The sequence below is a fragment of the Polynucleobacter necessarius genome (assembly GCF_900096765.1).
GTDB classification, from domain to species: domain Bacteria; phylum Pseudomonadota; class Gammaproteobacteria; order Burkholderiales; family Burkholderiaceae; genus Polynucleobacter; species Polynucleobacter necessarius_F.
On sequence record NZ_LT615228.1, the window covers coordinates 366390 to 391200 of the forward strand.

At 46.6% G+C, this 24811-nt stretch carries 22 protein-coding genes, 1 tRNA gene and 2 pseudogenes; 20 read left to right on the top strand and 5 right to left on the bottom strand.

The window, feature by feature from the left end:
* Positions 1-243 precede the first annotated feature (243 nt).
* Positions 244-945, bottom strand: a complete 702-nt coding sequence (locus DXE33_RS01950) for a Bax inhibitor-1 family protein (RefSeq protein WP_114638405.1) — start codon at positions 943-945, stop codon at positions 244-246.
* Between the two features lie 278 nt (positions 946-1223).
* Between DXE33_RS01950 and ndk the strand changes: the two genes are divergently transcribed.
* From ndk to DXE33_RS02025, 16 genes and pseudogenes are all read left to right on the top strand, one after another.
* The gene (gene ndk / locus DXE33_RS01955; RefSeq protein ID WP_114638406.1) at positions 1224-1649 is read left to right on the top strand and encodes a nucleoside-diphosphate kinase; all 426 of its coding nucleotides are present in this window, start codon (positions 1224-1226) and stop codon (positions 1647-1649) included.
* A gap of 45 nt (positions 1650-1694) precedes the next feature.
* Positions 1695-2915 (top strand): 23S rRNA (adenine(2503)-C(2))-methyltransferase RlmN, encoded by a 1221-nt coding sequence (gene rlmN / locus DXE33_RS01960; RefSeq protein ID WP_114638407.1) that lies wholly within the window; start codon positions 1695-1697, stop codon positions 2913-2915.
* Between the two features lie 97 nt (positions 2916-3012).
* On the top strand, positions 3013-4197 hold the full coding sequence (gene ispG / locus DXE33_RS01965; protein ID WP_231970319.1) for a flavodoxin-dependent (E)-4-hydroxy-3-methylbut-2-enyl-diphosphate synthase: 1185 nt from the start codon (positions 3013-3015) through the stop codon (positions 4195-4197).
* Between the two features lie 16 nt (positions 4198-4213).
* Complete coding sequence (gene hisS, locus DXE33_RS01970; protein ID WP_114638409.1) at positions 4214-5545, top strand: histidine--tRNA ligase; 1332 nt, start codon at positions 4214-4216, stop codon at positions 5543-5545.
* Between the two features lie 83 nt (positions 5546-5628).
* Positions 5629-6288, top strand: coding sequence for a YfgM family protein (locus tag DXE33_RS01975; RefSeq protein ID WP_114638410.1), 660 nt, complete (start codon positions 5629-5631; stop codon positions 6286-6288).
* Positions 6288-7445, top strand: coding sequence for an outer membrane protein assembly factor BamB (gene bamB, locus DXE33_RS01980; protein WP_114638411.1), 1158 nt, complete (start codon positions 6288-6290; stop codon positions 7443-7445). Before DXE33_RS01975 ends, bamB begins: the two co-directional genes overlap by 1 nt.
* Positions 7442-8806, top strand: coding sequence for a ribosome biogenesis GTPase Der (gene der, locus DXE33_RS01985; RefSeq protein ID WP_114638412.1), 1365 nt, complete (start codon positions 7442-7444; stop codon positions 8804-8806). Before bamB ends, der begins: the two co-directional genes overlap by 4 nt.
* A 196-nt stretch (positions 8807-9002) precedes the next feature.
* On the top strand, positions 9003-9245 hold the full coding sequence (hfq, locus tag DXE33_RS01990) for an RNA chaperone Hfq (RefSeq protein WP_114638413.1): 243 nt from the start codon (positions 9003-9005) through the stop codon (positions 9243-9245).
* Between the two features lie 70 nt (positions 9246-9315).
* Positions 9316-10269, top strand: a pseudogene (locus tag DXE33_RS01995) (HflX GTPase family protein).
* Positions 10259-10771, top strand: coding sequence for a hypothetical protein (locus tag DXE33_RS10645; RefSeq protein WP_408634165.1), 513 nt, complete (start codon positions 10259-10261; stop codon positions 10769-10771). Before DXE33_RS01995 ends, DXE33_RS10645 begins: the two are co-directional and overlap by 11 nt.
* Positions 10716-11786, top strand: a complete 1071-nt coding sequence (hflK, locus tag DXE33_RS10650; RefSeq protein ID WP_408634166.1) for an FtsH protease activity modulator HflK — start codon at positions 10716-10718, stop codon at positions 11784-11786. The genes DXE33_RS10645 and hflK overlap by 56 nt, the downstream gene beginning before the upstream one ends.
* Entirely contained in the window at positions 11776-12648 is an 873-nt protein-coding gene (gene hflC / locus DXE33_RS02005) for a protease modulator HflC (RefSeq protein ID WP_114638414.1), read from the top strand. Before hflK ends, hflC begins: the two co-directional genes overlap by 11 nt.
* Before the next feature lie 16 nt (positions 12649-12664).
* On the top strand, positions 12665-13825 hold the full coding sequence (locus tag DXE33_RS02010) for an ATP phosphoribosyltransferase regulatory subunit (protein WP_114638415.1): 1161 nt from the start codon (positions 12665-12667) through the stop codon (positions 13823-13825).
* Between the two features lie 55 nt (positions 13826-13880).
* Positions 13881-15221 (top strand): adenylosuccinate synthase, encoded by a 1341-nt coding sequence (locus DXE33_RS02015; protein ID WP_114638416.1) that lies wholly within the window; start codon positions 13881-13883, stop codon positions 15219-15221.
* Between the two features lie 46 nt (positions 15222-15267).
* A pseudogene (locus DXE33_RS02020) lies at positions 15268-17178 on the top strand (malate synthase G); the annotation flags it as partial.
* A gap of 70 nt (positions 17179-17248) precedes the next feature.
* Positions 17249-17608: a hypothetical protein gene (locus DXE33_RS02025; protein WP_231970320.1), complete on the top strand. Its 360-nt coding sequence runs from the start codon at positions 17249-17251 to the stop codon at positions 17606-17608.
* Positions 17609-17710: 102 nt separating this feature from the next.
* Here DXE33_RS02025 and DXE33_RS02030 read toward each other — a convergent pair whose 3' ends face one another.
* Positions 17711-18280 (bottom strand): hypothetical protein, encoded by a 570-nt coding sequence (locus DXE33_RS02030; protein WP_231970321.1) that lies wholly within the window; start codon positions 18278-18280, stop codon positions 17711-17713.
* 27 nt (positions 18281-18307) lie between these two features.
* Between DXE33_RS02030 and DXE33_RS02035 the strand changes: the two genes are divergently transcribed.
* From DXE33_RS02035 to DXE33_RS02045, 3 genes are read left to right on the top strand one after another with little or no spacing between them, the layout of a single operon-like run.
* Positions 18308-19555 (top strand): MFS transporter, encoded by a 1248-nt coding sequence (locus DXE33_RS02035; RefSeq protein ID WP_114638417.1) that lies wholly within the window; start codon positions 18308-18310, stop codon positions 19553-19555.
* Positions 19556-19565: 10 nt separating this feature from the next.
* A complete protein-coding gene (locus tag DXE33_RS02040; protein ID WP_114638418.1) occupies positions 19566-20249 on the top strand; it encodes a dienelactone hydrolase family protein in 684 nt (227 codons plus the stop codon).
* A 24-nt stretch (positions 20250-20273) separates the two neighbouring features.
* On the top strand, positions 20274-20771 hold the full coding sequence (locus DXE33_RS02045) for a hypothetical protein (protein WP_114638419.1): 498 nt from the start codon (positions 20274-20276) through the stop codon (positions 20769-20771).
* 2 nt (positions 20772-20773) lie between these two features.
* Here the strand turns inward: DXE33_RS02045 and DXE33_RS02050 are convergent, their stop codons facing one another.
* From DXE33_RS02050 to DXE33_RS02060, 3 genes are all read right to left on the bottom strand, one after another.
* Entirely contained in the window at positions 20774-21331 is a 558-nt protein-coding gene (locus tag DXE33_RS02050) for a hypothetical protein (RefSeq protein WP_114638420.1), read from the bottom strand.
* A complete protein-coding gene (locus DXE33_RS02055) occupies positions 21328-22098 on the bottom strand; it encodes an APC family permease (protein ID WP_114638421.1) in 771 nt (256 codons plus the stop codon). The genes DXE33_RS02050 and DXE33_RS02055 overlap by 4 nt, the downstream gene beginning before the upstream one ends.
* A gap of 69 nt (positions 22099-22167) precedes the next feature.
* A tRNA-Leu gene (locus DXE33_RS02060) sits at positions 22168-22253 on the bottom strand.
* A 156-nt stretch (positions 22254-22409) separates the two neighbouring features.
* Between DXE33_RS02060 and rnr the strand changes: the two genes are divergently transcribed.
* Entirely contained in the window at positions 22410-24785 is a 2376-nt protein-coding gene (gene rnr, locus DXE33_RS02065) for a ribonuclease R (protein ID WP_114638422.1), read from the top strand.
* Positions 24786-24811 lie beyond the last annotated feature (26 nt).

Below are 24811 nucleotides of genomic sequence, written 5' to 3' on the forward strand. Positions count from 1 at the left end.
GTCTTATAGAAGAGTAGATTGAAGATGTGCTGTGGGTTGGCACTGTTTGAAATTGATCCACCACTAGGAGAGCATCATGAAAACCGCTGATGGCATTACCCTTCTGCTTGTTTTAATTGCTTTGTCATTTGCTATAGATGCCCTAATGACCAATTAATTAGGTTTTTGGGTAGGAATGAAAAAGGCGCCCGTAGGCGCCTCTTGAGAACAGCACACTAAAAAATTAGTGTGGCATGGTTTCTCTTAATCTCGATTACCACCAACGATGCCTAAAAGGGCAAGTAAATTGGTGAAGACGTTGTACACATCCAAGTAAATTGCTAATGTCGCCATGATGTAGTTTGTCTCACCACCGTTGATCACACGTTGTACGTCAACCAAGATAAAGGCAGAGAAGATAGCGATGGCAAGCACCATCACTGTGAGCATCAAGGCAGGTAGCTGTAACCAGATGTTGGCTAATGAAGCCACAATCAATAGCAGTACGCCAACCATGAGCCATTTACCCAGGCCAGCAAAATCACTCTTGCTTACAGTAGCAATTGCTGCCATGGTTGCAAAGATTGCCGCTGTGCCACCAAAGGCAAGCATGATCAAGGTCGCGCCATTGCTATAGCTATTGAGCGTAAAGCCAATTAAGCGGGACATCATAATGCCCATGAAGAAGGTAAAGCCCAAGAGTAGGAGAACGCCCACGCCAGTGTTTTTATTCTTCTCGATTGCCCAGAAGAAGCCAAAAGCAACTGCCATGAACACGATGAATCCCATGAAGGGGCTTCCAGCGAATAAGCTGAGATTCATGGCAACGCCAAGCCATGCGCCAATAACAGTAGGCACCATTGAGAGGGCTAAAAGCGCATAGGTGTTGCGAAGTACGCGGTTGCGCACTTGTACGGTACTTACTGAGCCGGTTTGGCCAAAGCCGTAAGAGTTCAGATCACTCATTTTGACTCCTTCTTTTATAAAATCACATGAACCCACAATGGGTTGTTGACACTAAGTATAGACAAAACAGGTGAATTTCAAGACTTGGGCTAAAAAGACTACCGATTGAGGGGTTATGCCTTGTAAATTCAAGGGCTTAGCCCTACTTACGTAGGGGTAAATACGGTCAGGCAATGTATAATTCGGGGGTCGTTGAAATCGGGTTAGGCTTTTAGCCCTTTTCGGCTTTTGCTACCCCTATTTAAAAAATACCTTTGAAATCACTATTGGAGTCTTGAATGGCAATTGAACGCACCCTATCTATTATCAAACCTGATGCTGTCGCTAAAAACGTCATCGGAAAAATCTATGACCGTTTTGAATCTGCTGGTTTGAAGATTGTTGCTTCCAAAATGGCGCATTTGTCACAATCAGAAGCAGAGCAGTTCTACGCTGTTCACAAAGATCGTCCTTTCTTCAAAGATTTGGTGAGCTTCATGATTTCCGGTCCTGTCATGATTCAAGTATTGCAAGGCGAAGGCGCTATTGCTAGGAACCGTGATTTGATGGGCGCAACGGATCCTAAGAAAGCAGAAAAAGGCACTATCCGTGCTGATTTTGCTGACAGCATTGATGCCAATGCCGTGCATGGCTCTGACGCTCCTGAAACAGCTGCTGTGGAAGTTGCTTTCTTCTTCCCCGGCATGAATGTTTTCAATCGTTAATCAACGACTGTTAACAACAACCTATTTAATTGATAAGTAGGCGCATTGACCTCCCCGCGCGTAAATCTCTTAGATTTTGACGCTGACCAAATGGCGGCGTATGTCGCGGGGTTGAACGAAAAGCCCTTTAGGGCAAAGCAGCTCATGCAGTGGATACATCAACGCGGTGTATCAGACATTAACGAGATGAGCGATTTAGCAAAAAGCTTTAGAGCCACTTTGCTAGATAAGGCTGAAGTCCTCTCTCTTCCCGTAATCAAGGACGAGCATGCGCTCGATGGCACACGCAAGTGGCTGCTGGATGTGGGCGCTGGTAATGCGGTGGAGTCTGTTTATATTCCTGAGGATGATCGTGGCACTCTGTGTATCTCATCTCAAGCTGGTTGTGCAGTTAATTGCCGCTTTTGTTCAACAGGGCATCAGGGTTTCTCTCGCAACCTCACTTCCGGTGAAATCATTGGGCAGCTCTGGTTTGCTGAGCATCTCTTGCGTAATGACCCAGAAGCGGTGCGCAGAATTGAAAAATACCCAACTCCAGGCTGGGAGCACACCGGTCGCGTGATCTCCAATGTAGTGATGATGGGTATGGGTGAGCCTTTGCTGAACTATGACAACGTGGTGTCAGCATTGCGTCTCATGCTTGATGATCGCGCTTATGGTTTATCGCGTCGTCGCGTGACTGTCTCTACTTCAGGTGTACTGCCAATGATTGATCGGTTGGCGCAAGATTGCCCAGTCGCTTTAGCAGTATCGCTTCATGCTCCTAATGACGCGTTACGTGACCAGTTAGTGCCACTCAATCAGAAATACCCATTACGTGAATTGCTTGATGCCTGTGAGCGTTACTTACCCTTTGCGCCAAGAGACTTTTTAACGTTTGAATATTGTATGCTCGATGGTGTGAATGATTCGGATATTCAAGCAAAAGAATTAGTGCGCTTACTCAAAAACATCAAGTGCAAAATAAATCTCATTCCATTCAATCCTTTTCCAGAGTCCGGACTGAAGCGCTCGCCAGCTCAGCGCGTGAATACCTTTGCCGGCATTTTGTTAGATGCAGGGATGGTAGCGACAGTGCGCAAGACTCGCGGTGATGATATTGCCGCCGCCTGTGGTCAATTGGCTGGTGATGTGGTTGATCGCACACGGGTGCGCGAGCGAGCTGTTCATAAGGCCGAGATTGAAATTCAAGAGGTTCAATCTGACGACGATTTCGATATAGAGCCAAAAGAGCAGCCTATCGAGTGGCTCAAAAAGTTAAATTAATTAAATCCCTGTGAGCTCTCATCCTTCATCTTTACCAAACTTGCCTTTAGGTCCAGCACCGAAGCGAGCAACACGCCAAGCCAAAGTGGTTTGGAAAATGAACATCATTACTATTGGTGGTGATGCACCTGTGCGTGTGCAGTCTATGACCAACACTGATACTGCAGATGCAGTAGGCACGGCGATTCAGGTAAAAGAATTAGCTCGCGCTGGTTCAGAGATGGTACGTATTACCGTAAATACGCCTGAAGCCGCCGCCGCTGTTCCTTATATTCGGGAACAGCTGGACAAGATGGATATCTTGGTGCCATTGATTGGTGACTTTCATTACAACGGCCACACGCTGTTAAATGATTTTCCAGAGTGCGCTAAGGCGCTCTCGAAGTACCGTATTAATCCAGGTAATGTGGGCAAGGGCGCCAAGCGTGATCCACAATTTGCGCAGATGATCGAGGCGGCTTGTAAATACGATAAGCCTATTCGGATTGGTGTGAACTGGGGCAGCTTAGACCAAGATCTTTTGGCGACCATTATGGATAGCAATGCTGCTTTAGAAAATCCGAAGACAGCTCAAGAGGTCATGATTGAGGCCTTGATTCAGTCAGCCTTGCAGTCTGCAGAAAAAGCAGTGGAGTTGGGGATGAACCCTGATCAGATTTTGCTCTCTTGCAAAGTGAGCAATGTACAAGATTTGGTAGCGGTCTATCGCGACCTCTCACGTCGTTCTGACTATCCTTTGCACTTAGGCTTAACTGAAGCCGGTATGGGAAGCAAAGGTATTGTGTCTTCTACTGCCGCAATGGCTATTTTGTTGCAAGAGGGGATTGGTGACACAATTCGTGTTTCTTTAACGCCTGACCCTGGTGCGCCTCGAGAAAACGAAGTGATCGTAGCGCAAGAAATTTTACAAACTATGGGTTTGCGAAATTTCACACCCATGGTGATTGCTTGCCCAGGCTGTGGTCGCACGACGAGTACTACCTTTCAAGAGTTGGCTGCCAATATTCAGTCATACCTGCGTCAACAAATGCCCATTTGGAAGAAAACCCATCCTGGTGTTGAGAATATGAATGTGGCTGTGATGGGTTGCATTGTGAACGGTCCTGGTGAGAGTAAGCATGCCAATATCGGTATTTCTCTGCCGGGTACCGGTGAAACTCCAGCGGCCCCAGTATTTGTGGATGGCGTTAAAGTAAAGACCTTGCGCGGCGACAATATTGCGCAAGAGTTTCAGGTTATCGTGGATGACTATGTGAAGCAGAACTACGCAGCCAAGAATTAAACACATAATAATAAAAATGACCGATCAAACCAAAGACCAAAAATCTCAAACCAAAGTTCAAAAGATCAATGGCGTGCGCGGCATGAATGATTTGCTGCCAGCAGATGCTGCGCAGTGGGCTCATCTTGAGCATGTCTTGCGTGATTTGACTCGCGCTTATGGTTATGAGTTCTTGCGCACACCGATTGTGGAAGCAACAGCAGTATTTCAACGTGGTATTGGTGAGGTCACCGATATTGTTGAAAAAGAAATGTATTCCTTTGAGGATCGCTTAAATGGTGAACAACTTACCTTGCGCCCCGAAGGCACAGCTGCGCTAGTGCGCTCTGTCATTGAAAATAATTTACTCTACGAAGGACCTAAGCGTCTTTGGTACACCGGTCCGATGTTTCGTCATGAGCGTCCACAGCATGGCCGCTATCGCCAATTCCACCAGTTCGGTATTGAGGCTCTTGGTTTTGCGGGCCCCGATATCGATGCAGAAATTATTCTGATGGGGCAGCGTTTATGGGATGAGCTAGGCTTAAAGGGTGTCCGCCTGGAAATTAATTCCTTAGGTCAGGCTGATGAGCGAGCAAAACATCGCGCAGCATTAGTGACCTACTTCGAGAAACATCAATCGCAATTGGATGAAGATTCTCAACGTCGTTTGGTCAGTAATCCATTACGCATTTTGGATTCTAAAAATCCAGAGATGCAAGCATTAATCGAGGGCGCACCTAAGCTGTTGGATTTCTTGGGAGAGGAGTCGCTGAAGCATTTCAATACTGTTCAGGCTTTGCTCAAAGTAAATAACATACCATGCAAAATTAACCCACGTTTGGTTCGTGGTTTGGATTACTACAATCTGACTGTATTTGAGTGGATCACTGAAGAGTTGGGCGCTCAGGGCACAATTGCGGGGGGCGGTCGTTATGACCCATTAATTGAGCGCATGGGCGGCAAGTCTGCCCCTGCCTGTGGTTGGGCTATGGGGATGGAGCGCGTCCTGGAATTGATGAAAGTGTCCGGCTCCTTACCGGAGGCGCAGGCTCAGTGCGATATTTTTGTTTTGCATCAGGGTGGTGAAACCTTAACGGCGGCGATGATTATTGCTGAGCGTTTGCGTAGCGCTGGAATCGATACCATTCTGTTTTGCCCCCCAGATGGCCAATCTGCTAGCTTTAAGTCTCAAATGAAGCGGGCAGATGCGAGTGGAGCAGCCTTTGCTGTCATTATTGGGCCAGATGAGTTGGCTAACAATGAGGCTCAGCTAAAAGACCTTCGTGGCACGGGTGAGCAGAAAGCAGTTCCTTTAGAAGGCGTGCTAGAAGCTGCAATTGATGCTCTAGTAGGCACCTCCGAATAAAATAAAGCTATAAATAGGTAAATGAATTGACTCATTTCCGAAGAAAATAGCAATACAACATTTATACATCAGCTTGGATTGACATGCCTTTAGATCTAGAAGAACAAGAACAATTAGACCAACTCAAAGCGTTTTGGCAAAAATACCGTAATTTAATTACGAGTGTTGTCACTGTCGCTCTGTTTGCCTATGCATCCTACAGCGGATATCAATGGTGGCGTAATAGTCAGGCGCTTGAGGCCTCTAAGCTTTATGAAACGATGATTGGCGCTATTGCTAAGGGTGATAAAGAGCAGACCTTGCGTGCTGCCGATGATTTGCAAAAAGATTTTGCGCGTACCCCTTATGCGCCAATGTCCAGTTTAGTCGCGGCTCGCATCGCATCTGATGCAGGCGATAACGCTAAAGTATTAGATTATTTACGCTGGGCTGCGAAGAATGCCTCTAACGATGGGTACTTGGCTTTGGCCAAGATGCGTTTGGTTTCTCAATTGATTGAGCAGGGTAGCGAGAGGGATTTTGCAGAAGCTGATCAGTTTTTGAAAGATAAGCCGATTGCTGGCTTTGAAGCTTTATGGCTAGAGCGTCGAGGTGACTGGTACCTAGCCCAGAAGAAAAATGACCAGGCTAAAGAAAGCTATCAAGATGCTTGGAAAAAATTAGATCAAGCCAAAGAATTTCCTGAGGAGGCGCGCCGTCTCTTAAAGGTTAAATTGGATGCTGTTGGAGGAGTTGCTCAGTGATGGTATCAATCAAGCGTGTTGCAAAACTGGTAGGTTCGCTCATTACCGTTAGTGTATTGACGACAGCTCTGGTCGCGTGTTCTGGCAGTTCTCGCGTGCGTAAGCCTGCCGAGCTAGTGCCAGTTAAAAACCAGTTTGACTTACAAGAAGTATGGTCAGCCAGTGTGGGTTCTTCAGAAACATTTAATTTTCACCCCGCGGTGGCTGGTGACGCTGTCTATGTTACTTCTCACGGCGGTGATTTGGCAAAGATTGATTTAATGTCAGGTAAGAAAATTTGGGTTGCTGAAGTTCCTGAAAAAATTGTTGTGGGCCCCGGTTCTGATGGGCGTACAACTGTAGCTATCACGAATAAGGGTAATGTTTATGCCTTTGATGACAACGGCAAGCCGATTTGGAATGTCAGTGTTGGTAGCGAAGTCTTGAGTGAGCCAGTGGTAGCTGGAGGCCTTGTGGTCGTTCGCACTTTGGATAATCGTTTTATGGGTTTAGATACTCAAACTGGCGCTCGCAAGTGGATTTATCAGCGTCAACAGTCAGCACTTTCGCTGCGTGTTGGATACGGCATGTTGCCGATTAATAATGAAGTCATTGTTACGGGCTTTGCTGGTGGACGCTTTGGCATGATTGCAATTGCAAACGGAGGTTTGGTTTGGGAAACTCCAGTGTCATTTCCAAAAGGCTTCTCTGAGATCGAGCGTCTGAATGATGTGACTGCTAAACCCAGCATGATGGGAGAAATTCTTTGTGCAGTTTCTTATCAAGGTCGAATCGGTTGTGGTCAAGCGCGGACTGGTGCTCTGTTGTGGTTTAAAGATTACTCAAGTTACACCGGCACTGCCCAAAGTGCTGAGTTAGTGTTCTCGGCAAACGAAAAGTCACACGTCACTGCGTTTGCTACTAAAGATGGAACTCAAGTTTGGGAGAACACCCAACTGACTTTTCGCGATCTTGGTGAGCCAATGGCCATTGGTAGGGTGCTGCTGATAGGTGATGCTCAAGGATACGTTCATGCATTCTCACAGGCCAATGGCGAGATGATTGCTGCTCGTATTCGTCATGACAGCAGTCCAATCTCTGCCGCACCAATTGCAGTCGGTGGTCTCATCTTGATTCAATCTCAAGGTGGAAAAATCGCGGCGTACAGTCCAAAATGAATCCAGTCATCACTATCGTCGGTCGGCCCAATGTAGGCAAGTCGACTCTCTTTAATCGCCTGACTCGTTCGCGCGATGCCTTGGTTGCAGACTTTTCTGGTTTAACGAGGGATCGTCACTATGGCAAAGGTCGTATTGGTGATCGCGCCTTTATTTGCGTCGATACCGGTGGTTTCGAGCCAGTTGCCAAGACTGGCATTGTGGCTGAGATGGCTAAGCAAACCAAACAAGCGGTTGCTGAATCTGACATTGTGATTTTCTTGGTGGATGGCCGTTTGGGCATGGCACCACAAGATCGTGTGATAGCCGATTTCTTGCGCAAGACTGGCCGACCAGTGATCTTGGCTGTCAATAAAACCGAAGGTATGCAAGCTGGTGTTGTCACTGCAGACTTTCATGAGCTTGGTCTAGGAGAGCCATTCCCAATTTCTTCTGCTCATGGTGATGGTGTTCGTGGCTTGATTGATGATGCGCTAGATTCATTAGGCATTGCTGAGCCCGACGAAGAAGAATTGGCAAACGACCCAAATCGTCCAATGAAGATTGCCGTAGTAGGGCGTCCAAATGTCGGTAAATCTACCTTGATCAATAAATTGATCGGTGAAGAGCGTGTGATTGCCTTTGATATGCCAGGAACTACGCGCGATGCGATTGAGGTCCCTTTTGAGCGCAACGGTAAGCCATATATCTTGGTCGATACCGCGGGATTGCGTCGTCGTGGAAAAGTGTTTGAAGCCATTGAAAAGTTTTCTGTTGTGAAAACCTTGCAAGCAATTGCTGATTGCAATGTAGTGATCTTGATGCTTGATGCGCAGCAAGATATTTCTGAGCAAGACGCTCATATCGCTGGCTTTATTGTTGAAGCAGGGCGTGCTTTGGTAGTTGCTGTGAATAAGTGGGATGGTATTGATGCTTATGTCAAAGAGCGGGCACGTTTAGAGATTGCGCAAAAACTGCGTTTCTTGGATTTTGCAAACGTGCACCCCATCTCCGCCAAAAAAGGCACAGGCTTAAAAGAGCTCTTTAAGGATGTAGATGCTGCCTATGCAGCGGCTATGGCGAAATTGCCAACCCCACGTCTAACCCGTATCTTGCAAGAGGCTGTAGAGCACCAGCAACCAAAACGGGTCGGTATGGGTCGTCCAAAATTGCGATATGCACACCAAGGGGGCATGAATCCGCCTATTGTTGTGATTCATGGGACATCATTGAGCGGCGTAACAGATAGCTATAAGCGTTACCTAGAGGGTCGTTTTAGGGATGCCTTTAAATTACGCGGGACTCCTTTGCGGATTCAGATGAATACCGCCAAAAACCCCTATGTGGATGCTGATAAGGGCAAAAAGGGTAAAAAGCGTTAGTTTTGAGATAAGCTTTTACCCTGAGTTTGAATAAGGGCTTGATTTTTATAAAATTTAGCCCAATATAGAAACTTGATGGACTAGTTTTTAACCGGTAGCAAAAAGATGCAGCTCAAGCAAAAGAAGCAAATAAAGCTAATGAATTAAGACTCCAAAAAATAAAACTCAAATAATTAAAAAATAAGTCAGGAGCAGTATGAATAACAACAAAATCCAATTACTTCAGGATCCATTTCTCAATGCCTTACGCAAAGAGCATATTCCTGTTTCAATCTATCTCGTCAATGGTATTAAGCTGCAAGGCAATATTGAATCGTTTGATCAATATGTGGTGCTCTTGCGCAACACAGTGACGCAGATGGTTTACAAACATGCCATTTCCACGATTGTTCCTGCTCGTGCAATTGATTTCCGTGTAGAAGAAGGTAATTCTGTATAAAACTGGAGTAGATGCGGCACGCGCTGTCCTAGTTGGGGTTGATACTGGACGCGAAGATTTTGCAGATAGCATGGCTGAACCCAGTCTCTTGGCTGACAGTGCTGGCTCTATACCCACAGCTAGTGTGATTGCCCGCAAAGGCCGTACAGATCCAGCTTTATTCATTGGCTCTGGAAAGGCCAACGAGCTTAAACGGGTAATGGAAGACCAAGACGCTGAACTTGCTATCTTCAATCATCCACTTTCCCCAACCCAACAACGCAACCTAGAGCGTCATATCGGTCGACATGTCATGGGACCGTACGGGTTTGATTCTAGATATCTTTAGTCAAAGAGCGCAAAGTCATATTGGTAAGACGCAAGTAGAATTAGCTCAAGTGCGTTACCGCATGTCTCGCTTAGTGCGTGCATGGAGTCACTTAGTTAATGCCCTCACTAAAGCAGGGACTTATGCTGCTGATCAGCTCTTTGCTACCCTAGATACCACTTCTAGAAGGGTGCATCTGGAGGGAGTCGGCTCTATTGTGGTCTCTGATACGGTTGGGTTTATCCGCGATTTGCCCCACCAGTTGGTTGAGGCTTTTAGAGCTACTTTGGATGAAACTATTCATGCCGACCTGATTTTGCATGTGATCGACGCCTGTAGTCCGGTTGCACAGGAGCAAAAAGCCGAAGTAGAGGCCGTTTTAGAGGAAATTGGGGCCGATGACATCCCCCCCGAATTGAGGTCATGAATAAGATTGATTTAATGCCTCAAACCTTCACCCGTGGGGCTATTTTGGAGCGGGATGGGCAAGGCTTTCCGAGTCAGGTTTTCCTATCGGCCCAAACAGGCTTAGGCCTTGATTCGCTTAGGGGTGCTCTAGCTGAATGCTCTCAAATGACTGATAAAATGAGGAGTGAACGCAACCGTGCCAAGTCACAAATGGCCCCGGATGAGTTTTTAGCCCCTTTATCAGAACGACCAGAGTCATCCGAATTTAATCCGATTCCAAACAGAAGCTATTTCTCTAATGACGCGTAAATTTTCAGACCTGTTTTCGGTCAATGATCCAGGTTGGGGTAACAGCCACAACGGGGGATCGAAAGATGCCAAAGATGGGCAGGGAAATGAGCAAGTTCCAAAAATAGATCCACCAGCGGGCGAGTCAAATAAGCCGCCGGTAACTCAGCCAGGCAGTCAACCGAACAAGCCTGATGGACCTCCAGATTTGGATGAGCTTTGGCGCGACTTTAATGACAGAATTGCAGGGCTCTTTGATGGCAAGAAGAAGCCTGGGGTTGGCTCTAGCGCAAACGCTAATGCAAGCAGATCCAATAGCAGTGATATTCCTCCGCCATCGCAACGCAACAATGGCGGCGGTAATCAAGGCGGCTCGTCTGGGCCGAGTTTGAACTTTAACAATCCCTTAGGTCCAAAGAGTGGTCCATTGGCTGCTGCGGCAATCGTCTGCTTTATTTGGGTATGCAGTGGCTTTTTTATTATTCAAGAAGGACAGGCCTGGCGTCGTTCTAACTTTTGGTAAGTATGACTACACCGCTAAGCCCGGCATCAATTGGCACTTGCCTTGGCCTATTCAAACAGAGGAGACCGTCAATCTTTCTGGAGTGCGCTCTGTTGAGGTGGGTCGTCCTGTGTTAATTAAGGCAACCAATCAAAAAGATTCATTGATGTTGACTGAAGATGAAAACATTATTGATGTACGTTTTGCTGTTCAGTACCGTTTAAAAGATCCGACTGATTATTTATTTAATAATCGCGATCCCGATACAGCCGTGGTGCAAGCTGCAGAAACTGCCGTTCGTGAAATTGTTGCGCGCAGCAAGATGGATACGGTTTTATATGAAGGGCGCGAGAAAATTGGCGTCGACTTAGCTGCTTCAATCCAAAAAATTCTGGATAGCTATAAGGCAGGCATCTATGTGACGAGTGTTACCGTGCAAAACGTCCAGCCACCAGAACAAGTGCAGGCTGCGTTTGATGATGCTGTTAAAGCCGGTCAAGATCAAGAGCGCTTGAAGAGTGAGGGGGAGGCCTATGCTAATGACATCATCCCGCGCGCGAAGGGTACTGCTGCTCGCTTGATCCAAGAGGCAGAGGGTTACAAGGCGCGTGTGGTGGCTACGGCTGAAGGTGATGCCGCGCGCTTTAAACAAATTTTTGTCGAATACGCTAAGGCCCCTCAGGCTATGCGCGACCGTATGTACAACGACACTATGCGCGAGATGTATTCCAACGTCACCAAGGTTTTGGTCGACACCAATAAGAGCAATAGTCTGCTGTATTTACCTCTCGACAAGATTGTGGCGCAAGTTAGTGCGGAGAGTGCTCAAGTAAGCACGCAAGGCACGCAACAAAGTACTCAAAGCAATCAAACCAATGCCACAACAACAGGCTCTGTGAGCGCGGGTTCAGTAAGCTCTTCTGCTCCTGCGCGGTGCCTACTGCTACGTCAGCAGTTAATACCACCAATGAAAAGGCATCCGATAAACGCGATGCGCTGCGTAGCCGTGATCGGGATTCTCGATAATGAATGCTAATCGCCTGATTGCCGCCGGTATTGCTTTCATTGCATTAATGTATGTGCTGTCATCGAGCATTTTTATTGTCGATCAACGCAAGTTTGCAGTGGTCTTTTCATTCGGGCAGATTGTGCGCGTGATTGAGAAGCCTGGCCTGCAAGTGAAATGGCCTGCTCCATTTGAAAATGTACGCTTCTTTGATCGCCGCATTTTGACGATTGATAACCCAGAAGCTGAGCGCTTTATTACCGCTGAAAAGAAAAATCTCTTGGTGGACTCTTACGTCAAGTGGCGTATTGTTGACCCACGCAAATTCTTCATTAGCTTTAAAGGAGATGAGCGCTTAGCGCAAGACCGATTGACCCAGCTGGTTCGTTCTGCATTAAATGAAGAATTTACCAAGCGTACTGTTCGTGAGTTGATTTCTGATCAGCGCGAAGAGGTCATGCAAGGTATTCGCAAGAAGGTGGCTGATGATGCCTCTGATATCGGCGTTGAGATTGTAGATGTTCGCCTCAAACGGGTTGATCTTTTAGCGGAAATTAGTGACTCTGTGTATCGTCGCATGGAAGCAGAGCGTAAGCGGGTGGCCAATGAGTTACGCTCTACAGGGGCAGCAGAATCAGACAAGATTCGTGCGAATGCTGAACGTCAACGCGATACTATTTTGGCTGAGGCTTATCGTGAAGCGCAAAAGATTAAAGGGGCTGGAGATGCAAAAGCTGCTGCTCTATATGCTGAGGCGTTTGGTCGCGACCTAAATTTTGCTCAGTTCTATCAGAGCTTAGAAGCCTATCGCAGCGCTTTCAAAGATAAAAAAGACATCATGGTGGTCGAGCCCAATGGTGAGTTCTTCAAGTATCTTCACAAAAAACAATAGATGAATGGTCTAGATAATGAATCGTTGGTTACTTCCTGAAGATATTGCTGATGTATTGCCAGTACAGGCTCGTAAGGTAGAGACTTTGCGTCGTGCCATTTTGGATTTATATCAATCCTATGGTTACGAGTTGGTTGCTCCTCCGATTTTGGAATTTTTGGACTCTTTGCTGACGGGTACCGGTTCTGATTTGAATCTACAAACATTCAAGTTAGTCGATCAGTTGTCTGGCCGTACCTTGGGCTTGCGTGCTGATATCACCCCACAGGTTGCTCGTATTGACGCTCATCTGCTCAATCGTGCTGGTGTTACCCGTCTTTGCTACGCTGGCTCTGTAGCCCATGCTCGCACGCCTGTAGGCGGCTCTTCGCGCGAACAATTGCAGTTAGGCGCTGAGATTTATGGCTGCTCCAACTGGGAGGCTGATTTTGAGGCCATCACCTTACTAATTAAAACACTTGATGTTGCGGGCTTGAAAAATGTTTACCTGGATTTATCGCATGCCGGCATTTTGACTGGCATCTTGGCAGATCATCAGCTCGATAAAGAGACGATCGAAACCTTGTACGGCTTTTTGCAGAGCAAGGATCGTCCTCGACTGCGTCAGTGGGCCGCTTGTTTGCCTGCGCCAATAGCTCAAGCATTACTAACTTTGACTGAATTAAATGGCCCCTGTGCCGAAGTGTTGACTACAGCAAAAAAAGCTTTGCCCCATCATGCAGCAATTGATCAGGCCTTAGCTGATTTAGAAAGGGTTGTTTTCGCAGCCAATCAATTTAAAGGTGTTGAGTTCAGTATTGATTTGGCGGATTTGCGTGGCTATCAATATCACAGCGGCGTGATGTTTGCGGCGTATGTTGATGGCTTGCCACAACCGATTGCACGGGGTGGTCGTTATGATCAAGTGGGTCAGGCCTTTGGTCGATCACGTCCAGCGACAGGCTTCTCTTTAGACTTGTTAACGCTAGCCAGCTTGTCTCCGTTAAGTGTGCAAAAGCTGGCGATTCTAGCCCCTTGGGTTCAGGATGCTGCACTAGATAGAGCTATTGCTGATTTACGTAGCAAAGGCGAAGTGGTGATTCAAGTTCTTCCAGGGGAATTAGTTGAGGCTACCGAGTATGAATGTGATCGAGAGTTAATCAAGCAGGGCAACTCTTGGGAAGTAAAGCAGAAGTAAAGCGGGAATAAGTCACTCTTAAAATTATTTTGTCATTATCTTTTTGGATTTCAATATGTCTTCAAAGCAGCAAGCACATGGTCGTAACGTCGTTGTCATTGGCACCCAGTGGGGTGATGAAGGCAAAGGTAAAGCAGTTGACTGGTTAGCTGATCATGCTCAAGCAGTTGTTCGCTTTCAGGGTGGACATAATGCTGGTCACACCCTCATTATTGGCGACAAGAAGACCATTTTGCGTTTGATTCCTTCTGGAATCATGCATAAAGATGTAATTTGCTACATCGGTAATGGCGTAGTGCTTTCTCCTGAGGCTCTATTCAAAGAGATTGGTGAACTTGAAGCTGCTGGTCTGGATGTTCAATCTCGTTTGAAGATCTCCGAAGCAACCACTTTGATTCTTCCTTATCACGTAGCGATTGACCATGCGCGTGAGAAAAAACGCGGTGAAGCAAAGATCGGCACCACTGGTCGTGGTATCGGTCCAGCCTATGAAGATAAAGTAGCTCGCCGTGCTTTGCGTGTTCAGGATTTGTTCTATCCAGAAAAGTTTGCTGCGCAATTGCGTGAGAATTTGGAATATCACAATTTCATGCTCACAAATTACTATGGTGCAGAGCCGGTTAGTTATGAGAAAACGCTTACTGAAGCGATGTCTTACGCAGAGCGCATTAAGCCTATGGTGGTGGATGTCTCAAGCGCCCTCTATGCGGCTGAGCAATCTGGTCAGAACCTATTGTTCGAAGGTGCGCAAGGCACTTTACTTGATATTGATCATGGCACTTATCCCTATGTCACTTCAAGTAACTGCGTAGCGGGCAATGCAGCAGCAGGTTCTGGTGTTGGTCCTGATTCATTGCAATACATCTTAGGTATTACCAAAGCCTATTGCACTCGCGTTGGTGCAGGTCCTTTCCCGAGCGAACTGTATGACCACGATAACCCTGCAAAACAAGATCCGATTGGGGTGCGTCTGGTTGAAGTTGGTAAAGAGTTTGGTTCAGTCACTGGTCGTCCACGTCGAACTGGTTGGCTAGATGCCGCAGCACTCAAGCGCTCCATTCAAATCAACGGCTTATCTGGCCTATGTATTACCAAATTAGACGTACTCGATGGGATAGAGACTATTCGTTTGTGTGTTGGCTATACCCTCGACGGAAAGAAATTGGATGTCTTGCCGAGGGGTGCTGAATCAGTAGCCCGTTGTGAGCCAATTTATGAGGATTTCCCGGGCTGGAAGGGTAGCACTTTTGGAATCCGCGAGTGGGATAAATTGCCGGTAGAAGCGCAAAATTTCTTGCGTCGTATTGAGGAGGTGGCGGGTAAGCCTATCGCAATGGTCTCTACAGGCCCAGAGCGTGACGAAACCATCTTGCTTCAGCATCCTTTTAGGGATTGATGGAAAATGTTTTATTGAGTAATTTTTAACCTATTGACTAACATTTACGACCCAGAACGTTGTCGATGAGTTGGCATTGCAAGCTGGTCCTCAATTGGTGGTGCCAGTGTTAAATGCACGTTATGCTTTGAACGCAGCAAACGCTCGTTGGGGTTCTTTGTATGATGCTCTTTACGGCACTGATGTGCTCTCAGAAGAAGATGGCGCTACTAAGACAGGCGCATACAACCCCATTCGTGGCGCAAAGGTGGTTGCCTATGCACGCAACTTCTTAGATCAAGCTGCACCACTAGCTAAGGGGTCACACAAAGATGCGGTAGCTTATACAGTAGATGGCGATAAGCTGTCCGTGAAGCTTAAAGACGGTAGTGCTACTGGCCTGGCTGATGAAAAGCAATTCGTAGGATATCAAGGTGAGGCATCTGCACCTAGCTCAGTGCTTCTTCGCAACAATGGTGATTGATATTGAGATTGATAAAACCAAAACAATTGGCTCTGGCGATCCTGCCGGCATCAATGATGTGGTTTTGGAAGCTGCGCTGTCTACGATTTTGGATTTGGAAGATTCCATTGCTGCAGTGGATGGCGATGACAAGGTACTTGCTTATGAAAACTGGCTCGGTATTTTAAAAGGTACTTTAGTTGAAGAAGTGAGCAAGGGCGGCAAAACCTTTACTCGTACTCTGAATCCTGACCGCAAGTACAAGGCCGGAATTGGTGCAGTGAATGCAAAAGATGGCGTTGTGACATTGCATGGTCGCTCGCTCTTATTCCTACGCAATGTGGGTCACTTGATGACAAACCCAGCGATTATTACTGGTGAAGGCAAAGAGATTTACGAGGGTATCTTGGATGCAGTTGTAACTGTATTGATTGCTTTGTACGACATCAACCGTCCTGTAACTCAAGCCATTGGTAACACCCGCAAAGGTTCTGTTTACATCGTTAAGCCAAAAATGCACAGCCCTGAAGAAGTGGCTTTTGCTGCTGAATTGTTTGGTCGTGTGGAGAAGTTGCTGGGCTTGCCAGCAGATACCGTGAAGTTAGGCATCATGGATGAAGAGCGCCGCATGAGTGCCAACATCAAGGCGGCGATTGCTGCAGCTGGTGCGCGCGTTGCCTTTATTAATACTGGCTTCTTGGATCGTACTGGCGATGAAATGCATACCTCGATGTATGCAGGCCCAATGATTCGTAAGGTGATATGAAGACCAGTAAGTGGCTGTCAGCCTATGAGCGTCGTAATGTGTTTGCTGGTCTTGATTGCGGTTTACGTGGTCGCGCTCAAATCGGTAAGGGTATGTGGGCAATGCCTGACATGATGAAAGCCATGGTTGAGCAAAAGATTGTTCATCCAAAGGCGGGTGCGAATACCGCATGGGTTCCATCACCGACTGCAGCAACCTTGCATGCTTTGCACTACCACCAAGTAAATGTTGCTGAACTCCAAAAAGAAATGGAAAAGCTCGATACTGCTGCCCAGGCTGAAGCTTTAGTTGATGACCTATTAACCATTCCAGTGGCTGAGAAGCTAAACTGGTCTAAAGAAGAGATTGCTCAGGAATTAGATAACAATTGCCAGGGGATCTTGGGTTATGTAGTTCGCTGGATTGATCAGGGTGTTGGTTGCTCTAAGGTTCCAGATATTCATAATGTAGGCTTGATGGAAGACCGTGCTACTTTGCGTATCTCTAGTCAGCACATTGCCAACTGGTTATTGCACGGCATTGTTACTGCTGATCAAGTGAATGAGGCTTTGCAGCGTATGGCTAAAGTAGTTGATGGCCAAAATGCTGGAGATCCACTTTATAAGCCAATGATGCCAAACTACCAAGATTCATACGCTTATAAAGCGGCAAGCGATTTGATTTTCAAGGGTCTTGAGCAGCCTAATGGTTACACAGAGCCGCTCTTGCATGCATGGCGCTTGGAAGTTAAGAAAGCACAAGCCAAGTAAGTATCTGGCTAACGCCACTACAAATGGATTTGCCCACAAAGCAAATCCATTTTTTTATTGATCCGATGCTATGTTGAGTTTCTTTAATCTATTTTCTTCAGCACCCTCTGTGTTTCCATTGAAACAAAATGATGGGGGAAGGGCTGAGGCTGGGTTTAAAGGTGGAGCAGGGGATTGCGTAGTCAGATCGATTGCAATTGCTGCAAATCTGCCTTACCTGCAGGTGTATGAAGATCTGCGCGAGGCTAATGCACGATATGCACAGGAGCGAGATGACAAATTATCCCGCTTATTAAATCAGCGGGGCTCATCACCTCGCAATGGCAATCATCGCAACGTCTTTCATGATTACATTCTGGCGCACGGTTTTGAGTGGGTGCTGGCTGTCGGGTGCATCTCAGACCCAATGACTTACCCAAGGGAACGTTGATCGTGAAAGTCTCAAAGCACCTCACTACAGTGATCGATGGCGTCATTTACGATACGCATGATCCCTCTCGGGGTGGCAGTCGCTGCGTATATGGCTACTACATTAAGATGAGCTAAGGTCATCCTGACCGTATTTGAGATTCCAGGCTGCTTTGTATGTATTGGTCATCCCAATCATGACTGAAGTGGTCCATGCCAGGGAAAATAAGCCGGTAAATGCAATGAAGAAAGCAAGACTCTTCCAGCCAGCTGGCAATGTATCGGCCACAAAGCCAACAGTGGTGTAGCAGCTGCCAGCAAATAACAAGGCCTGAACAGCGTCATTCATTAGGCCAAGACCCAAAAGGAAGAGGCTCCATAAGAGAATTTCAAAGATGTGTACTAAGGCAATAAAGAAAAATGAAGTATAAAAATGTATAAATACACGGTTGTATTGACCATGCTCTAAATTCTTATTTGATTTTCTCTCAAAGCGCATGATGATGTGGTTAATGCCGCTCCCATGAAATATCAAAATAATGATTAGCCCCAAGATTCCAAAGAAAATGTCAGTGATCAATGGTATTGCTGGTATCCCCAAGACTGTAGTTTCTAAAATGGGCTGGGAGAAGGAAATCACTTCGGCGGTCATATGTGTCTGAGCAAAAATAAGTATCAAGAAGGATAATGTCATATTGATTAATACGTGTAAAGCAAACCCTTGACTCAAGCTCATTCTCAAAATCTATTTGAATCCCGCCAGCAAGAACGCTTCTTCTTGCTGGCATTGGCAGGCATTCAGTTCACGCATATTTTGGATTTCATGATCATGATGCCTTTAGGGCCTCAGTTCATTGCCGCTTTATCCATCAATACCCATCAATTTGGTTTGTTGCTGTCTTCTTATACTTTTGCTGCTGCAGTGGCGGGGGTCTTTGCCACCTATTACATCGATCGTTTTGAAAGACGCCAATTGCTCTTGGGTTTGTATATCTGCTTTATTGTTGCCACTGTAGCGTGTGGATTTGCGCCTAACTATCACACGCTGTTTATTGCTCGTGCTTGTGCCGGAGCTTTCGGCGGAATATTGGGGTCTTTAGTGCAGACTATTGTTGCAGACTCTATTCCGTTTGAGCGCCGAGGCAAGGCATTAGGAACAGTCATGGCTGCTTTTTCGGTATCGACTGTTGCTGGTGTCCCCCCGAGTTTATTTTTGGCAAGCCATATTAGTTTCTTGGGCTGGCGTGCACCGTTTATGTTTATTGGCTTGATCTCCGTCTTGATTCTCTTGGTGGGATATCGCAACATTCCCAAGATATCTGGGCATCTGCATCATGTACAAGAGGGTAGTCGCTTTAAGCAGATCTATGAAGTCCTAGTTGCCCATCACCATTTACGCGCATTCTTGTTCATTGGCTTAGTGATGGTGACGGGTTTCTCGGTCATTCCCTACATCGCTTTGTATTTAACTGCCAATGTGGGGGTAGCTAACTCTTACATTTCACTAATTTATCTTTGTGGCGGTATTGCCACGCTGATGAGTTCCAGATTTATTGGGCATATGGCCGATCTATATGGCAAGGTGCGGGTCTTTCGAGTGCTCGCAATCATTAGCTTAGTGCCGATACTGATTACAACCCACTTGACCCCTGTTCCCCTGTGGGTTGTGTTGGTGAACCAAGCAGCGTTTTTTATTCTGATCTCGGGGCGGATGATTCCGACGATGGCTATCGTGACGCAAATGGTTGAGCCCAAAATTCGCGGTACTTTTATGAGTCTGGTGGGTTCTATTCAAATGCTTTCATCAGGGATAGCCTCAGTAGTGGCTGGCTGGGTAGTGACGATTGCAGTAGACGGCCAAATGGAGCATTACAACCTAGTTGGCTATGGTGCCACTGTTTGTGGCTTGCTCACATTTTGGCTGGTAGGATATATTCATTCTGATAATAAAAACAAAGATAAACAATAAAGGGGTTTTGATGATTGAATTTAAAAGACCAGATGGTGGTGTAGTAAGTGCCTATTTAGCGGAGCCGGCAAATACAGTCGGTGCGCCTGGCGTTGTGGTCATCCAAGAATGGTGGGGCTTGGATTCTGAGGTGAAGGCAGTGGCTGATCGTCTTGCTAGTGCTGGCTATCGCGCTCTAGTTCCAGATTTATATCGTGGCAAGTTGGCTCTTGAGGCTGAGGAAGCAGAGCACTTAATGAGTGGCCTCAATTTTGGCGATGCTGCTAGTCAAGATATTCGTGGGGCAGTTCAGCATTTAAAAGCCACTGGTAGTAGTAAAGTTGCGGTCACTGGCTTTTGTATGGGTGGTGCCTTAACTGTATTGTCTGCATGCAACGTTCCTGAGCTAGATGGAACGGTGGTTTGGTATGGCTATCCTCCACTAGAGTATGTGGATGCCGGGGCCATTACTAAACCAATGTTGGCTCACTGGGCCATCCACGATGATTTCTTTGCGATCTCAGGAGTAGATCAGCTAGAAGCTAAGCTAAAAGATGCTGGCGTAGTTTTTGATTTTCAGCGCTACGACGCCAAGCATGCGTTTGCTAATCCGAAGTCGGATTCTCGGGGTATGCCGCCGCTGCAATACAACCAACAAGCTGAAGAGTTGGCCTGGGAGCGCACGATGGAATTCTTTAAAAAGCACTTAAGCTAATCATTTAATTGATGTGAAATTACTATGCATCTCTTTTCAGAAAATCTTGCTGTAGAAATTGCTACTTACTACCGTAATGTCGCTCTGGGCCATAGTGTTGTCCCAAAGGTATTTACCTTAGTTAACGGTAGCGGCAGTCAATACCTTTTCTTTATTGATGATCTGCAGATGGAAAGAGCCGATGAAGATCAATTTTTGGCCTATATTGTTCAAGAGCATGATGCCGTAAGCTATTCCCGCGGCACTTTGGTGATCGTGGAAAAAAACCAGCAATATATTGAGTTTGCCGTTGTCGATGAAGACGATAGTGAGGCTATTGTATGTTCGGCTGAACTGACGCGTGACATGGACGATAAGCCAATTGGCCTATCAGAGTTTGAGAAGATTCTCGTGAAAAGAGAATCTATCGTATTTGGTCATCTATATGATCCTGTAAAACTTTCAGAAGAAAAAATTGAAGATTTTGAAAGTCTTTGGGAAGAAATGAAACCCAAGATCTTGCATAGAACTATGGGTGTTTGACTTTAATCTTTTGTCAATAATTGAGCTCTGAGAAGTTTTCTTGAGAGGGCTTCCAGGCCAAATGATCCAAAAAGTGCTAGGCTTAAGGCAATCGCACTTCCTGGTGCCGTCTGAATAACATTAATAAATAGCGTTACAAATAAAGTCAGATTGACAACAATGGCAGACCAGAGCGGCCATAACTGAGCATGGGTTTGTTTACGAACCCTAATATGACCAAAAGTGATAGCAGCGTAAACCAGCAAAAACGCTAAGCTTGCCATCTTGCCAACAACATCAAGTGGAAAAATTAACACTAGAACGATTACGATTAATGCTGAGGCGCTCAGAGCGCGGGTCTGCGTCGTAAGGATGTTATCGCCTAATAGTTTGGAGATGGAGCTCTTGCTAGCCATATCGGCTGCAATATTAGAGGCGGCAAAGATGGTTGCATTTAATGCTGCCGCACAGGCAAGCAGGGCACACGAGGCAATCACAATAAAGCCTAGTTTTCCGGCGACGATCTGCGCTGCATTAGCAAGTACGTGGCCGCTATATTGAAGTATTTGCGCGGGGGTCATGAGCAAGATAGCTGCAGTATAGCTGCAGTACTTACTAGTACATAGGCAATCGTTACCAACACTAATGCGGAGAACATCGCGAGGGGCAATTCTTTTTGCGGCTCTTGCATCGCATTGGAGGAATTGGTCACCACGCCAAAGCCTTGATAGTTGATATACAGGATGCCTGTTGCAATCGCAATGCCATCAATTGACCAAGAAGACATTTTAAATTGATGAACATTAGCTATATGAATGCCGCCTGCAGAAAAGAGTAGTAGAGCAATGGTTACAAAACCAATAGCTAAGGTTTCTGCCCGCCCAACAATGTCGGCACCGAGTAAGTTAATGCCGGCGCAAGCCACCACAATGACTGCGCCCACCACTTTTACTTCTGTTGGAGATAGGCTGGAGCCCATCAAGGTGTTCGTATACTCTGAAAATCCAGCGGCATATAAGGCTGCTGCGATCAGGTACGCAATATATTGAAATACATTTAATCCGCCTGAAATGACTCCGGGTCCAAAACTCATCACAGTAAACGTGGCTGCGCCGCCGCTGCTAGGAAAGGTAGCGCCCAATTTGGCATAGGAGTAGACTGAAAAAGAGGCTGCAATTGCGCCTAGCAAAAACGCTAAAGGGATATGGGTGCCAGCATGCATGCTGGCGGTACCTAGTAAGGAGAATAGGCCCGCCCCCATCATGCCGCCAATACCCAGGGCGGTAGCTGAAAAGAGGCTAATTTTCGGAGCTTGTTTGCCTGATTTCTTGAGTAGAGCTAAATTCACGCGTTTTTCTCTCTAGGGTGGCCTTGCGTTTTGGTCATTTGACCCCATCTAAGGTTTATCAGAGGAGTTTGGTGCCCAGGAAGGGATCGAACCCCCACAACCTTACGATCGCCAGCACCTGAAGCTGGTGCGTCTACCAATTTCGCCACCTGGGCATGTCTCTATTGTAGGGGGATAGGCGTTTTAAGGCTTTTTAACCCCAATTTGGCTTTTTTCTTTCAGACTTGGTGGTTTGATACAGTAGCCTTATTCATAACAACAATCAATATCAGTAGATATATAGATAGGGCATGTATTGCCGAAGGAATTAAATGCGTAAAGCAAAAGACTTGGTGCCGCGTGAGGCTGACCGCTTAGGAACGGTACAAGGACATCGAGATGGATTTGTTATTCCTGATGACGCTGGTGAAGATATATTCCTCTCAGAGAGAGAAATGTCCCGTGTCATGCATGGCGATAGAGTCAATGTCAGAGTTCTAGGAACAGATCGACGCGGTCGCCCTGAGGGACAAATCGTAGAGGTAGTTTTGCACGCCAATAAGGTGGTGATTGGCCGCCTTTTAAATGAAAACGGTGTGCTGATTGTTGCCCCAGAAGATAAGCGTATTGGTCACGATATCTTGATTCCACCAAAAGGTCAGGGCCAAGCAAAGCTGGGTCAAGTCGTTAGCGTTGAAATTATTGATTACCCAGATAGCTATCGTCAGGCAGTAGGGCGCGTAGTTGAAGTCTTAGGGGAGATCGATGATCCCGGTATGGAGATCGAAATCGCTGTTCGCAAATACGGCGTTCCCCATGAGTTCTCAGTAGCGGCCATGAAAGAAGCAGCCGCACTGCCTGATAGCGTTCAGCAAGAGGATTTAGAAGGTCGCGTAGATTTGCGCGATGTACCATTAGTTACTATTGACGGTGCTGATGCCCGTGACTTTGATGATGCGGTTTACTGTGAGCCAGTCATGTATGGCAAGACTAAGGCTTGGCGTTTGATCGTAGCAATCGCAGACGTATCTCATTATGTAAAGCCAGGCCACCCATTGGATGATGAGGGACTTCTTCGTGCTACTTCGGTCTACTTCTCCAGAAGAGTTATTCCGATGCTGCCAGAGAAAATCTCTAACGGCCTATGCTCTCTGAACCCAGGTGTTGATCGTCTGTGTATGGTGTGCGACTCGGTGATTGATAACAATGGCGTAGTGCTCGCATATCAATTCTATCCAGCGGTCATGCACTCGGCACAGCGCTTTACTTACGATATTGTTTGGGAGATTCTTTCTAATAGCAAGGGGCCTGAAGCCGCGCGTTTTGCGCAATTCCGCCCTTTACTGACCAATCTGTATTCACTTTTTAAGATCCTACTATCAGCCCGAGAAAAACGGGGTGCCATTGAGTTCGAAACCACTGAAACCCAAATCATTAGCAATGAGCTCGGCAAGATTTTGCGTATTGAGCCTAGACTTCGCAACGACGCTCATCGATTGATTGAAGAGTGTATGTTGACAGCCAACGTCTGTGCTGCTGACTTTATTGATAAAAATAAGCATCTCAGTCTATACCGCGTACACGGTGAGCCATCTGAGGAAAAGCTTGTCACCTTACGTCAAGTCTTGCGCACCTCAGGCTTATCGCTCGGCGGCGGTGAAAAACCCAAGCCTCGTGACTTTGCTAAATTAATGCGTGAGATTAAAGATCGTCCTGATGCTAATATGTTGCAGTCTGTTGTTTTACGTTCTATGCAGCAAGCGATGTACCAACCTGATAACGAAGGACACTTTGGTTTAGCGTACCCAGCATATTCTCATTTCACAAGTCCAATTCGTCGTTATCCAGACCTGTTGACTCACCGCGTGATCAAGTCCATTTTGCAAAAGAAGCCGTATGCGCCTGTTTTGCCACCAAAAGTTCCCCTGAATTTAACTTTGCCTCGTAAGGGTAAGGGCAGAGAAAATGCTGTGAACGCGAAAAAATCACAAAGTGATGCTAAAGCTGTCGCAGCTAAGGGGGTCAGAGCACCAAAGGGCGCGAATGCCGCTCTCCCAATCTGGGGTCAACTCGGTGTGCACTGTTCTTCCAATGAACGGCGTGCTGATGAGGCCTCGCGTGATGTAGAGGCATGGCTCAAGTGTTACTACATGCGCGACCATTTGGGTCAAGAATACGCTGGTACGATTACCGGCGTTGCCAATTTTGGTTTATTTGTTCAGTTGGAAAATCTCTTTGTTGAGGGCATGGTTCATGTCACTGAGCTAGGAGGTGATTATTTTCAGTACGATGAAGCTCGCCAAGAATTACGCGGTGAGCGAACTGGTATTCGTTATCGCTTAGGTGATCGAGTCCATGTGTTAGTGAGTCGCGTCGACTTGGATGCTCGAAAAATTGAATTCAGTCTGGTCAAGAACTCTGGTGTAGAGGGTAGCAGTTCATCGAATCGTCGTCAGCTGATATTGGCGGCCGATACTGGTAGACCTAGCAAGAAGGCAGCCCCCAATCGGAGTCGCCCAGATCATAAGGCGCCGCAAAAACCAAGCGGCATTAATATCAATGCCGCAAAATCGGCGGGTATTTTAGGGGCTAATCAGTCTAAGAGTAAGGCGAGTCGCAAAAATGGCAAAGCTAAGCCTGGGAGATCTGTTGGTAAACCTGCCGGTACGAAGCCGCCAGTGCGCAATACTAAAGCGCGCCGTAAATAAGTGATAAGTCAAAATATATCATAAGA

Bases quoted from the DNA above. Each gene is read 5' to 3' on its own strand.
- DXE33_RS02025 (WP_231970320.1), top strand. From the start codon at position 17,249: ATGTTGAGTTTCTTTAATCTATTTTCTTCAGCACCCTCTGTGTTTCCA.
- rnr (WP_114638422.1), top strand. From the start codon at position 22,410: ATGCGTAAAGCAAAAGACTTGGTGCCGCGTGAGGCTGACCGCTTAGGA.
- DXE33_RS01975 (WP_114638410.1), top strand. From the start codon at position 5,629: ATGCCTTTAGATCTAGAAGAACAAGAACAATTAGACCAACTCAAAGCG.
- DXE33_RS02030 (WP_231970321.1), bottom strand. From the start codon at position 18,280: ATGACATTATCCTTCTTGATACTTATTTTTGCTCAGACACATATGACC.
- ndk (WP_114638406.1), top strand. From the start codon at position 1,224: ATGGCAATTGAACGCACCCTATCTATTATCAAACCTGATGCTGTCGCT.
- DXE33_RS02040 (WP_114638418.1), top strand. From the start codon at position 19,566: ATGATTGAATTTAAAAGACCAGATGGTGGTGTAGTAAGTGCCTATTTA.
- DXE33_RS02010 (WP_114638415.1), top strand. From the start codon at position 12,665: ATGAATCGTTGGTTACTTCCTGAAGATATTGCTGATGTATTGCCAGTA.
- DXE33_RS10645 (WP_408634165.1), top strand. From the start codon at position 10,259: ATGACGCGTAAATTTTCAGACCTGTTTTCGGTCAATGATCCAGGTTGG.
- DXE33_RS02015 (WP_114638416.1), top strand. From the start codon at position 13,881: ATGTCTTCAAAGCAGCAAGCACATGGTCGTAACGTCGTTGTCATTGGC.
- ispG (WP_231970319.1), top strand. From the start codon at position 3,013: ATGAACATCATTACTATTGGTGGTGATGCACCTGTGCGTGTGCAGTCT.
- hfq (WP_114638413.1), top strand. From the start codon at position 9,003: ATGAATAACAACAAAATCCAATTACTTCAGGATCCATTTCTCAATGCC.
- DXE33_RS02045 (WP_114638419.1), top strand. From the start codon at position 20,274: ATGCATCTCTTTTCAGAAAATCTTGCTGTAGAAATTGCTACTTACTAC.
- der (WP_114638412.1), top strand. From the start codon at position 7,442: ATGAATCCAGTCATCACTATCGTCGGTCGGCCCAATGTAGGCAAGTCG.
- hflC (WP_114638414.1), top strand. From the start codon at position 11,776: ATGAATGCTAATCGCCTGATTGCCGCCGGTATTGCTTTCATTGCATTA.
- DXE33_RS02050 (WP_114638420.1), bottom strand. From the start codon at position 21,331: ATGACCCCCGCGCAAATACTTCAATATAGCGGCCACGTACTTGCTAAT.
- hisS (WP_114638409.1), top strand. From the start codon at position 4,214: ATGACCGATCAAACCAAAGACCAAAAATCTCAAACCAAAGTTCAAAAG.
- DXE33_RS01950 (WP_114638405.1), bottom strand. From the start codon at position 945: ATGAGTGATCTGAACTCTTACGGCTTTGGCCAAACCGGCTCAGTAAGT.
- bamB (WP_114638411.1), top strand. From the start codon at position 6,288: ATGGTATCAATCAAGCGTGTTGCAAAACTGGTAGGTTCGCTCATTACC.